This window comes from Kribbella sancticallisti (genome assembly GCF_039530625.1).
Classification (GTDB): Bacteria; Actinomycetota; Actinomycetes; order Propionibacteriales; family Kribbellaceae; genus Kribbella; species Kribbella sancticallisti.
In genome coordinates this window covers 289,672-300,568 of sequence record NZ_BAAAOS010000017.1, presented here as the reverse complement: position 1 = coordinate 300,568, position 10,897 = coordinate 289,672, and the positions used below count along the sequence as shown (strand labels likewise).

Genomic DNA, 10,897 nt, shown 5'->3' with positions numbered 1-10,897 from the left:
CAACCGTACCGACAGAACCGCCTGAAATCGAACACCTGATCGAACTGTAACCAGCGCCTCCGACACTTTCGCTGGCAGCATCCGCAGGCAAACTCGCCCCCGAGACTGCGGGCGGACGGTGTCAGTCACGCGACCGTACGCCCGTTGCACCGAACCCCGGTAGCCGGTCGTCCACACCCCCTGTGGAAGAGCTGTGGGAAACCCCGCGATCGGGTGTGCACAGGTTGGGCATATCCCTGTGGATATCTGCGGAAAGAGTTCCACAACTGGGCTCTGACCTGCGGTTTTGTCTTCCCCACACTGTGGAGAAGAAAAAGATTCGATACCCACAGGTCCGGCTGCCTGTGTACCGGCGTGGCCAGGCACAATGAAGCCCATGCCCCTTACCAGCAGCTGGGCGCGAGGACAGGACCGCGAGATCCTCCGGCTGGCCGTTCCGGCGTTCTTCGCGCTGGTGTCCGAACCGCTCATGCTGTTGGCCGACTCGGCGATCATCGGCCACCTCGGTACTCCGCAACTCGCGGCGCTCGGCGTCGCCGGCACGATCCTGCAGACGATCGTCGGGATCTGCGTGTTCCTGGCGTACGGCACCACCTCCGCGGTGGCCCGGCGGATCGGCGCGGGCGACCATCGGGGAGCACTCACGCAGGGGATCGACGGACTCTGGCTCGCGCTGCTGCTGGGCGTAGTACTGGCTGTGGCTGGGGTCCTGTTGGCACCGCTGGCTATTGCCGGGTTCGACCCGTCACCTGATGTCGCGGACCACGCAGTGACCTACCTGCGAATCTCCTGCTTCGGCATCCCGTCGATGTTGCTGCTGCTCGCCGCGACCGGCGTACTGCGTGGTCTGCAGGACACCAAGACCCCCATGGTGGTCGCGATCTCCGCGAACCTGGTCAACATCGGCCTCAACCTCCTCCTGGTCTACGGGCTCAACCTGGACATCGCCGGCTCGGCCCTCGGCACAGTGCTCGCGCAGACGGCCGCAGGAGTCGCCCTGGTCTGGGTAGTGGTTCGCGGAGCGCGCAGGGACGGGGCCAAGCTGCGCCCGGACCGCCCGGGCATCCTGGCCTCGGCCCACGCCGGGATCCCGCTGATCGTGCGCACGCTGACGTTGCGGGTGGCAATCATCCTGGCGACGTTCGTAGCCACCTCACTCGGTACTACGTCCGTCGCGGCGCACCAGGTCGCCTTCACGCTCTGGTCGTTCCTCGCGCTGGCGCTGGACGCGATCGCCATCGCCGCGCAGGCCCTGACCGGCCGGGCGCTGGGAGCCGGAGACGTCGCGGGGACCAAGGCGATCACGCGGCGGATGATGTGGTGGGGCCTGGTCTCGGGATTCGTGAGCGGGCTCGCGCTGTGGGGGCTGCGGGACCTGTACGTGCCGTGGTTCACGTCCGACCCGGAGGTCCGGCACACGCTGGCAGCGATCCTGCTGGTCGCCGCGATCTGGCAGCCGGTGAACGGAGTGGTCTTCGTCCTGGACGGCGTACTGATCGGTGCCGGTGACGGGCCCTACCTGGCGATCGCGGGCGTGATCGCGCTGGTGCTGTACGCGCCGCTCGCGCTCAGCGTGCTCTGGTTCGACGGCGGCGTGGTGGCGCTGTGGTGGGCCTTCGGCGGATTCATGCTGCTCCGCCTGCTCACCTTGCTGACCCGCGAACGCCGCGACACCTGGATGGTCACCGGCGCGGTCCGCTGAACCCTGCCCGAACCCTGCATAGCACCCCGCACAGCACCCCACACGGCGCCGTGAACGGGCGCCTCGCCCGGCGGTGGACGGGGGCTACGCTCTGACCCGCTTTTGCGGCATCGTGGAGGCGGAACGGAAGGAGCCGCATGGCCGACACGGACGACGAGCAGACTGCCGAACTGGGACCCGACGACCGCGCCAAGGGCGAGGACGAGGGCGCACCGGGCGCGGAGGCCGCCGGCGAGGACCGCCGCGCCAAGGAGTGGGAAGCGGGCGCCGACCAGGACGGCGCGGCACTGGCCGCAGGTCTCACGGAGGACGAGGAGGAGGCTGCGGAGCGGGTCGAGCGCAAGCAGCAGCGGCTCCGCGAGGAGATCGAGCAGGACGCCCGGGAGGAACGCGAACTCGCGGACAGCCGGTACCGGCATGACGTGAACCAGGCGAACGCCGACATCGCCAAGGCGATGCGGCTGGCCGAGATCGCCGAGGGCAACCGCAATGACCTGCGTCGCGAGGCAGCCGGTGAGCGTCGACTGGCCCGCAACGACACGGCCCATGCCGCGCATCTGCGGGCCGGCGCGGCCGGTCGGGACGATCCTCAGGCGGAGGCCGATCGGAGTGCTGCCGACCGGGCCCAGGCGTCGGCGAACTACCAAGACCGGATCGCGAACTACGACGACAGCAAGGCGGACTGGTACGACGCGGAGAGCCGGGCTCAGCGTCGGGAGGCGGCGCAGGTGCGGCGGCCTGAGCAACCGCCGGCGGCTGAGGCGGTACGTACTCCGCCGAAGGAGGCGCCGCGGGCTCGGAAGAATCTGAAGCAGCAGCGGCGGCGTAAGACGAAGGAGCTTCGGGACTTCGGCTTGGGTGAGTAGGAAGGCTCGGGCCCCGGCCCGCCGAGGTCGCGAGCAAGCTCGCAGCTGCGGTTAACCTGGCGGAGCCGGTTGCTGCTGGTGAGTTAGCTAGGGAACTTGCTGGTTAGGGCCTGGGTGTCCGGGGTGAGGTTGCCGGTGCGGATGACGACGACGTTTGCGGCTACGACCAGGACGAAGGTGGCTGCCAGGAGGCGGTGGTCCAAGGACCACAGGGCCAACGCGGCCAGGGCTAGGAAGGTGAGTTTCACCGTGGCGGTCACCGCGGGGCTGCCGTAGTTGGCGGTGGGGGCGGCGAAGAGGCCCCAGATGGTGGCTGCGAGCACGGGCAGGCCGATCGCCAGCAGCAGGCTGATCGCGGTGCTGTTGCCGGTGCGCCAGCCCCACCACGCGAAGATCGCAAGACCTGCCAGCTCCAGCAGGAACGCCAGCCCCAGGTTGCTCCAGCGCCAGACTTCGAACATCGGCCCACCCTCTCGATTTGCGAGAGCACCGCTCTCTCTTGTCGCCAGTGTGCGCGATCCGCGCGGCAAAAACAAGAGCACTGCTCTCGTATATGCGATGATGGTCCAGTGACCGAGACCCCGAGGCAGCGGCAGCATCGCCAGACGATGGCCGACATCCTGCGGATCGCCCACGTGCAACTCGCCACTGAAGGCAGTGCCGGTTTGTCGCTGCGAGCGATCGCCCGCGAACTGGGTCTCGTCTCCTCGGCGATCTATCGCTATGTCCCGAGCCGCGACGAACTGCTCACCCTGCTCATCGAGGAGTCGTACAACGCGCTCGGCGACGCGGTGGAGACCGCGGAGGCTCGCTGCCGCCGCGACGACCTAGGCCGCCGCTGGCTGACCATAGGCCGAGCCGTACGCCGCTGGGCCGTCGCCAACCCGGCCGAGTGGGCCCTGCTCTACGGCAGTCCGGTGCCCGGCTACCAGGCGCCTCCTGAGCGGACCACACCCGCAGGCAGCCGCGTGGCCTTCCTCCTGCTCGGCGTGCTCGCCGACGCCGACCTCAAGCCGTCCCAGGACGATCCACCGATGACTGCGGCCCTCCACCGCGAGTTGGAGCGGGTCCGGCCAGGCCTACCCGGCGATCTCTCTCCAGAGGTGCTCTCACGCGGCCTGCTGGTCTTCTCGTCGCTCTGCGGCCTGGTGAGCCTGGAACTGTTCGGCCAGTTCACCAACACCGTCACGCAGTTCCCCGCACACCTCGACCACCAATTAGCCCGCCTGGGCGCCCTCATGGGCCTGCCAGAGCCAGCCTGAGCCCTCCCGGGGCCCGCACCGCCTGACTCAGATGCCCCGGAGGTTCGGCTGACGCTGGTCGAAGAACAGCCCCGCCGGAGGCTCCTCCACCGGGAGTGGCGGGATCGGGTAGTCGCTGTGCTGGCCACGGCATGCCGCGAACGGGCCGTCCGGATCCAGCAGCGCCATCATGTGCGGATCCGCGTGGTCGCGCCACCAGACCGACATCCCGGTCGCCGGGTCGAGCCGCAGGTGCTCCCAGGCTCGCCAGATCGAGTCCAGCCGGCTCAGCGCCTCGGCGTGCCGGTACCACTCGGGGCACCAGACGAACTGCTGGCCGAGTCGCCGGCAGTACAGGTAGACGAGGCGGTCCTCCACGAAGGCCGCGACGTGCGGGTAGAAGAGTTCCTGCTCACCATCCACGGCGCTGCTCCTCGTTCTGCTCCCAGACCGGCACCGGCGGTCCGGCCGGAGCCGAAGGCGCCGACTGCTGCGGGCGGCCGGCATTGATCCAGGCACTCGCGCCGCCCTGCGCCGGGATCGCCGCCGTGGCCCCCGGGTCATGCCGCGCGAACGAAGCCTTCACCGCGGCGGCGTCGGGGCGGACCATCCACGGCACCGTCTTGATCATCGTCGCCGGGATACCCGACGGGAAGACCACGGCCCGGCCGGGCGGCATCGACGCGAGGTCCGAGACCTCCATGATGTGGTGGCGCTGGGTCTGCTTGCTGGTGCCGCGCTCGCCCTTGTTGTAGGACACCGAGCTGGACATGATGTCGTAGTCGCCGATCAGCTTGCTCAGCCGCTCGAGGAAGTTCGCGTCGGACACACCACCGCCGTACACCCGGATGTTCGCGGCGGACCAGAGCTTCTCCATCCCGCGCTCGCCCCAGCACTCCACGCCCTGGGCCCACGACTGCAGGATCGTCATCAGCACGATGCCGCGCGAGCCGAAGTGGCTGTAGAGGTCCGGCAGGTCCTTCCAGCGGCAGACGTTCGCCGCCTCGTCCAGGACGCCCACGAGCGGGCTCGGCATCCGGCCGCCCGGGCAGGTCTTGGCGTAGTCCTCGGCAGCCTCGACGACGGCCACCGTCAGCGCGGTGACCAGCGGGCCCGCAGTACCGGCGCCTTCCTTGGACAGGCTGTAGAGGGTGCCGCCCTCGCGGACGAACTGGTGCGGGTTGAACTGCGGCCGGTTGTCGTTCGGGCCGTTCGGGATGACCCAGCGGGTGACCTTCCGGTTCACCAGGAACTGCGCGCTCTGCTGGGCCGTTCCGTAGATACCGGCGCGTTGCTTGTCCGGCGCGTTGATGACCCCGGACAACGCGTCGGCGGACAGTTGCAGACCGGGAGTCGAGCGCAGGATCCGCTCCGGCTCGTCGTTCCGCTGGTCGGCGAGCCAGGTGTAGACCTGGGTGATCGGGCGCTTGGCCACCGCCGCGGCCAGCAGCAGGCCGGCCAGCAGATCGGTGCCGGCGGCATCGAAGAAGGCGTCGGTGCGGGCGTTCTCGGAGCGCTGGGACGCGACGAAGTGGTCCGCGAGCTGTCGGGCCTTCACCTCGTCGGTGATGTAGCTCAGCGGGTTCCACCACCAGTTCGGCTCCTCGGCGCAGACCTCCTGCGGGTCGAAGACCCAGACCGTCCCCTTGGCCGAGCGCGGGTCCCGGGTGGCGTCGACGATGTCGCGCTTGTTCGAGGTCGCGATCACCGCGCCCGGCGCGTCCAGGATCGCCGGTACTGCGCGGGAGGTGGTCTTACCGGTCCGGGGACCCCACACGTCGACGTGCATGTCCTCCCATGACCCGAAGACCTCCACGTTGTCCCGGACGGTCCGGCCGATCAGTACGCCGGGGCCCGCGTGCCCGGCGCCGAGGCGGTTCGCGATCTGCTGGGCGCCCTCGCGGGTCAGCTTGTAGATCTCCTTCCGCTTCGACATCAGCTGCGCCGAGCGGTCCACCCGGGAGCCTTTGTCCTTCATCCGCAAGACGAGGTAGTAGCCGAGAGCGGCCAGCAGGAGGAGCACCACCAGTTCGGCGATCATGACCCCGGTCGCCGTACCGGACCAGCGGATCGTCCCGTTCAGGATGTCCGCGAGGGTGCTGATCGGGTTCCCCGAGACCGGCCGGGTGTCGTCGATCGCCGACGCCACCTTCACCGCGATCCAGGTGCCCCCCACGATCAGCGCGAACAGCCCGATCCCGATGAACACCAGGACCGATTCGGCGGACAGCCCGCCGGGTCCTGTGCTCTTCCTGCCTTGTGCCATCAGTGACCTCCATCCGGAGTCCGTGCGCTGGCTCCGGTGTTCAGGTGGGTGGATCGCAAGGCGGAGGGAGTGGGCGATGCTTCTTCCATCGTCCGCTTCCGACAACGCCGCGAGGCGCCCGCCTGGGCGCCGGAGACAGTGTGCGGAGTTCGGATGGGGCTCACTTACTCGTCAACTCCCGTTCTGGCGACCACGCGGGTGGTCGGGTCGGGGGGTGGAAGGGTGGTCGGGTCGGCGAAGGTGTATTCCTCGACGACCTCTTCGGTGCCGTCCGCGGCGATCTCCACCTTGAGCGGGGTGCCGTCGGCGCCGGTCTTCCACAGCTTGTTGGTGTCGTTGATCTCGCGCTCGACCGAGGTCAGCCCGACGTGCACCGGGATGCCCGGACGCCCACCGACCTTGACCAGGAAGTTGCCTCGCCCGGGCGGCGCGGCCTCCTCACCGGTGGCCGGGTCCCAGGCGGGCGGGTCCTGCCAGCCGATGAGCATGTTCTGCTCCTCGTCGGACAGCGGGACGACGGCCGTCAGGTTCTCCATCTCGGCGCGCGGCAGACCGCCGCAGATCACCATGCCGGACCGCTCGACGAATCCCTTCGCCTTCATCCGGTCCTCGGAGTGCTCCAGGGCGAGCAGGTCGGACATGGTGTGGGAGATCATCGCCATGCCGACACCACGCTGCCGGTTCAATCGGGTCAGCGCGTCGACCCGGTCGACCAGGCCGCGCCCGGCCCGCAGTACGCGCCAGAGCTCGTCGAGGATGACGAAGTAGTGCCGCCGCGGCTCCAGGCCCGCGTCGGCGAGCGCCTGCGAGACCGCGACGGCGCCGAAGCCGTAGGACCAGCAGGCCAGCAGTACTGCGGCCTGCAGGCTGGTCTCGGAGTCGTCGATGGCGGACACGTCGAACACGACCGGCCGGTCCATAGCCATCGGGTGGTCGGTCTGCTCGGAGAAGATCTCGCCCAGCCGGCCACCACCGACCAGACCGATCAGCGACGCCTCGAGGCCTTCGGTGATCTGCCGGTAGCGGTCCAGGCTGCCGCGGTCCAGGGCGACGTCCCGGACCCGGTCCGGCGCCTCCTGGATCACCTGCAGCAGGTCCCGCAGTACGGGCGTGCCGTCGTGGCGCTCGTCGAGGACCTTGAGGGCCTCGTCGATGATGGTTTCCTCGCGGTCGGTCGGCGGCGCGGACCGCATGATCGAGATCAGCGCGGACACCATCGTCTGGCGCCGGCCGTGCGCGTCGGCCTGGATCGCCTGCCGGGCGCTTCCGGTCAGCCGCAGCGCGGCCTTGCGGGACTCGCCCGGGTCCAGCACGTTCAGGTGTCCGCGGCCACGGCCGAGCTCGATCACCTGGCCACCGAGGGCCTGGATCAGGTCCTTGTAGTCCGGCTTCAGGTCACCCAGCACCAGCGGCATGATCCCGTAGCCGGCCAGGCCGAGAGCCATCCGCCGGGTGATCGTCGACTTGCCCAGACCGGGCTTGCCGAGGACGAACATCGACGGGTTCGAGATCAGCTTGGCCCGCATGAACCAGCTGATCGGGTCGCAGCACATGGTGGCGCCGGACAGGATGTTGCGGCCGATCGGCACCCCGACCATCGGGCTGCCGGTGCCGGCCGCGAACGGCCACATGCCGCACACCTGCACCGTGGTGCCACGCCACTCGGCCGGCGCCTGCAGGTACGTCGAGTAGCCGCCGCCCGCGCCGGGCCAGCCGCGCGGCATCGGCCGCTTGCCGCCACGGGTCGGGTCGACCGTCTTCTGCGCTTTCTTGCTCACACGGGCTCCTGACGGGTCATAGCGATTCCCTGAGGCCGGCCGGGACCGAGAGGTGGCTCTGCAGCACCACGCCGAGCGGGAGCGCCGCGACGAAGGCGGAGTCCTGTGACCCGTACGCGGGACGCAGCAGGATGCGGGCGGTCGCGCCGAGGTTGTCGATCGCGGCGACCATGTCCGGGATCTGCTCGGCCGACATCACCGTGCCGGTGACGAGCATGCCGAAGTTGACCAGACCCGCGCCACGGGCCTCTTCCTGCGCAGTACGGTCGGCGGCCCTGGCCTCGGCGATCGAACGGGCCGACGGACGCGACGAGGTCGACGCCCGGAAGGACGCGTTGCGCTTGTCGGCCTCGACCATCCGGGCCGACGTGGCCGCGTCCAGCGGGCGGTAGAGCAGCGTCACCCGCTTGCGGTCGATGTCCGGGTGGGGGCCGACCAGTTGCGACAACACCGACGAGAACACCTCGCCGCGCGGCGCCTGTGTCATCTGCCAGCTCACCGACCAGGCGCTGTCGTGCCGGTACTTGTCCCAGAACGACTGGGCGCCGGCCGGGCCGACGTCGGTCCACTGCAGCTCGGGCGACATGCCCTGGCTGCGAGCCTCGTCGATCAGACCCGCGGCGGCCGGGTCGTACGCGATCCGGATGGTCTCGCACAGCTCCTGGGCGGTGACCGGACGGGCGGCACCCGCGCCGGTGGAGTTCAGGCTCTGGGTCAGCGCCGGGAGGCGGGAGGCGAGCTCGCGGCCCATGTCCTCTTCTTTGCGCCGCTTGCCGTTGCGGTCCGTGCCCTTGAAGGTCAGCGCGACGCGGGCCGACACCAGCGCCGAGCCCTCGGGGTACGTCTGGATCACCTCGGCCAGCATCGCCCGGGCGATCGCCGGGGTGCCATCCTGCATGTTGTTGGCGACCTCGCGGCGCAGCCGGATGCCGGTGTCGGGCGCGCTCTCGACCGTCACCGAGGCGGCGATGATGCCCGGCTCATGGCCGAGCGAGGCGAGCCACTGGCCCCAGTGCGCGACCCAGACGTCCACCTGGTCCTCGTCGACCAGCGAGGCGCCGTCCGGCTCGGCGTTGATGATCACGGTGAAGTGCCGGGTGCTCGGGTAGAAGAGCAGGGCGAACGGCCGGCCGTAGGAGTCCTTGAACTCGCTCAGCTGCGAGGCGGCTGCCAGCCCGGGCAGCTGGAACTTGCCCCAGGCCGTACGTCCGAGTGGACCGGAACGGTAGATGTTGTGCTTGGCCATCTTTGCTCGCTGCCATCCAATACGGGTCGAGAGGCGTTGCAGTGCGGACTGTCCGTGCTTGTCCTTGGTCATCAGCATCGCCAGGCTGAAGCCGACGATGAGCAGCGTCACCATGGCGGCGATCAGGCCGCCGGCCATGGTGGCGATGATCGTCATCACCAGGCCGCCCATCATGATGCCGGTGCCGAGCGACCCCATCCCGCCGATGCCGGCGGAGGCCGGCTGCCGCCAGTTGCCGTACGTCCGGGGGGCGCTCCGTACGTTGTCAGCCGCTGCCACTTGGTCCCTCATCCATCGCGTCGTTGTTGATCGTCTCGTTGGCGCCGGCCTGGGCGGCTTCCTTCGTCATGTCGACGCCCTTCTTGACCGCGACGGCCGCGGCGACCACCGCGATACCGACCGGTCCAGCCGCTGCGCCGGCGCCTGCCGCGGCACCACCCGCGGCCGCACCACCGGCAGCAGCTCCACCGCCTGCGGCCGCACCGCCCGCGGCAGCTCCACCACCAGCGGCTCCACCGCCTGCAGCAGCCCCGCCACCCGCGGCTCCGCCTCCGGCAGCACCACCACCGGCACCACCGCCAGCTCCACCGCCTGCGCCACCACCCGCACCGCCACCGCCGCCACCGCCACCTCCACCGCCGCCGCCGCCACTGGGCTGCGGCGACGGGCTCCCGGAGCCGCTAGGGCTGGAGCTCTGCGGGCTGGAGCGCGGGACGTTCCGCGAGCCGCTCGGGCCGTTGCTCTCGCTCTGGGCGGACTCGGACGCCTTGTCGGCGATCTTGTCCGCGCCGACCAGCTTGGCCGCCAGCGCACCCGCACCGGCCGAGCCGGCCGTCGCCGAGACCATCGGCGCGATGAAGCGCATCAGGGCCGGCAGGGCGAACAGCGCGAGTACCAGCATGGTGATGCCGGTGACCGTGTTCATGATCTGCGGGCCGGCGCCCTCACCGGGCCGGCCGGTGAAGTTGAGCCCGCGGCCGTTGTTCGAGGTGAGCCTGATCGCGGTCGCGTAGATGAGCGCCGCCACCGGTTTGTAGAGCACGAAGGCGACCAGCCAGGAGATGATCCGCTTGAACCAGTTCTTGCCCATCTCGGTGTTCGTCGCGGCCGCCGCGATCGGCAGTACGCCGACCAGCAGGATCAGCATCGCGGTCCGGACCACCATCAGCACGATCTGGATCACCGAGGCGATCACGGTCAGGATGGCGACGGTGATCATCAGCCCGATGCCGAGCGGACCGGCGGTGGCCGAGATCCCCACCAGCGCGGCCATCGTGGTCCCGAAGGCGTCGCTGTCACCCGTCCCCGGACGGCCACAGGTCCACCCCTGACCGCTGTCGGTCAGCGCGGTGGTGACGATGCAGTTGGCGAACTGGTCGCCGAACTCGATCAGCACCTGGACGACGGCGATGGCCAGCGCGGACGCGACCGCCAGCGTGATCAGCGATCTGAGCAGGTCCCGGACCGCCTCACCGCGTTGGGTGAAGGCCATCTGGATGCCGGCCACCAGCACGCCGATGGTCGCCACGACGACCGCGATGTACTGCGTGTGGCTCCAGATCCAGGCGACCGTGTCGCTGCTGGGGGCGCCGGTCGTCGTACTGCCGACGGCCGGGGTGTCCACGTACAGCCAGAAGGTACCGATGGTGCCGAACAGCGTGGTGCACGCCTCGGCCAACGCATCAAGGATCGGCTGGAACATTTTCTCGATCAACCCTCCGACCACATCGCCGAGGAAATTGCCGATCTCGCACGTCAGCCGCTGGAGCCAGTTGCCACCGCAGTCGAGCGCGATCAT

Annotated in this window: 9 protein-coding genes; 3 read left to right on the top strand and 6 right to left on the bottom strand. The window is 69.7% G+C overall.

Translation table 11 applies throughout. The annotated features are described in order from the left end of the window. The first annotated feature begins 376 nt into the window (after window positions 1-376). Entirely contained in the window at window positions 377-1,702 is a 1,326-nt protein-coding gene (locus ABD255_RS09095) for an MATE family efflux transporter (RefSeq protein WP_344211833.1), read from the top strand. A gap of 137 nt (window positions 1,703-1,839) precedes the next feature. After that, entirely contained in the window at window positions 1,840-2,568 is a 729-nt protein-coding gene (locus tag ABD255_RS09090) for a hypothetical protein (protein WP_344211831.1), read from the top strand. An 83-nt stretch (window positions 2,569-2,651) separates the two neighbouring features. Here the strand turns inward: ABD255_RS09090 and ABD255_RS09085 are convergent, their stop codons facing one another. Further along, a complete protein-coding gene (locus ABD255_RS09085) occupies window positions 2,652-3,029 on the bottom strand; it encodes a YrdB family protein (protein ID WP_344211829.1) in 378 nt (125 codons plus the stop codon). 108 nt (window positions 3,030-3,137) lie between these two features. Here ABD255_RS09085 and ABD255_RS09080 point away from each other — a divergent pair, with 108 nt between their 5' ends. After that, a complete protein-coding gene (locus tag ABD255_RS09080) occupies window positions 3,138-3,830 on the top strand; it encodes a TetR/AcrR family transcriptional regulator (protein WP_344211827.1) in 693 nt (230 codons plus the stop codon). 27 nt (window positions 3,831-3,857) lie between these two features. Here ABD255_RS09080 and ABD255_RS09075 read toward each other — a convergent pair whose 3' ends face one another. From ABD255_RS09075 to ABD255_RS09055, 5 genes are all read right to left on the bottom strand, one after another. Further along, complete coding sequence (locus tag ABD255_RS09075; RefSeq protein ID WP_344211824.1) at window positions 3,858-4,232, bottom strand: DUF4913 domain-containing protein; 375 nt, start codon at window positions 4,230-4,232, stop codon at window positions 3,858-3,860. Further along, the gene (locus ABD255_RS09070; RefSeq protein ID WP_344211822.1) at window positions 4,222-6,075 is read right to left on the bottom strand and encodes a TraM recognition domain-containing protein; all 1,854 of its coding nucleotides are present in this window, start codon (window positions 6,073-6,075) and stop codon (window positions 4,222-4,224) included. The genes ABD255_RS09075 and ABD255_RS09070 overlap by 11 nt, the downstream gene beginning before the upstream one ends. A gap of 164 nt (window positions 6,076-6,239) precedes the next feature. Then, complete coding sequence (locus ABD255_RS09065; protein WP_344211820.1) at window positions 6,240-7,853, bottom strand: ATP/GTP-binding protein; 1,614 nt, start codon at window positions 7,851-7,853, stop codon at window positions 6,240-6,242. 16 nt (window positions 7,854-7,869) lie between these two features. Next, complete coding sequence (locus ABD255_RS09060; RefSeq protein WP_344211818.1) at window positions 7,870-9,390, bottom strand: SCO6880 family protein; 1,521 nt, start codon at window positions 9,388-9,390, stop codon at window positions 7,870-7,872. After that, window positions 9,365-10,897 (bottom strand): TrbL/VirB6 family protein, encoded by a 1,533-nt coding sequence (locus tag ABD255_RS09055; RefSeq protein WP_344211816.1) that lies wholly within the window; start codon window positions 10,895-10,897, stop codon window positions 9,365-9,367. Before ABD255_RS09055 ends, ABD255_RS09060 begins: the two co-directional genes overlap by 26 nt.

Coding starts and splice junctions, on each gene's coding strand:
- ABD255_RS09095 (WP_344211833.1), top strand. CDS start 377: ATGCCCCTTACCAGCAGCTGGGCGCGAGGACAGGACCGCGAGATCCTC.
- ABD255_RS09055 (WP_344211816.1), bottom strand. CDS start 10,897: ATGATCGCGCTCGACTGCGGTGGCAACTGGCTCCAGCGGCTGACGTGC.
- ABD255_RS09060 (WP_344211818.1), bottom strand. CDS start 9,390: ATGAGGGACCAAGTGGCAGCGGCTGACAACGTACGGAGCGCCCCCCGG.
- ABD255_RS09070 (WP_344211822.1), bottom strand. CDS start 6,075: ATGGCACAAGGCAGGAAGAGCACAGGACCCGGCGGGCTGTCCGCCGAA.
- ABD255_RS09085 (WP_344211829.1), bottom strand. CDS start 3,029: ATGTTCGAAGTCTGGCGCTGGAGCAACCTGGGGCTGGCGTTCCTGCTG.
- ABD255_RS09090 (WP_344211831.1), top strand. CDS start 1,840: ATGGCCGACACGGACGACGAGCAGACTGCCGAACTGGGACCCGACGAC.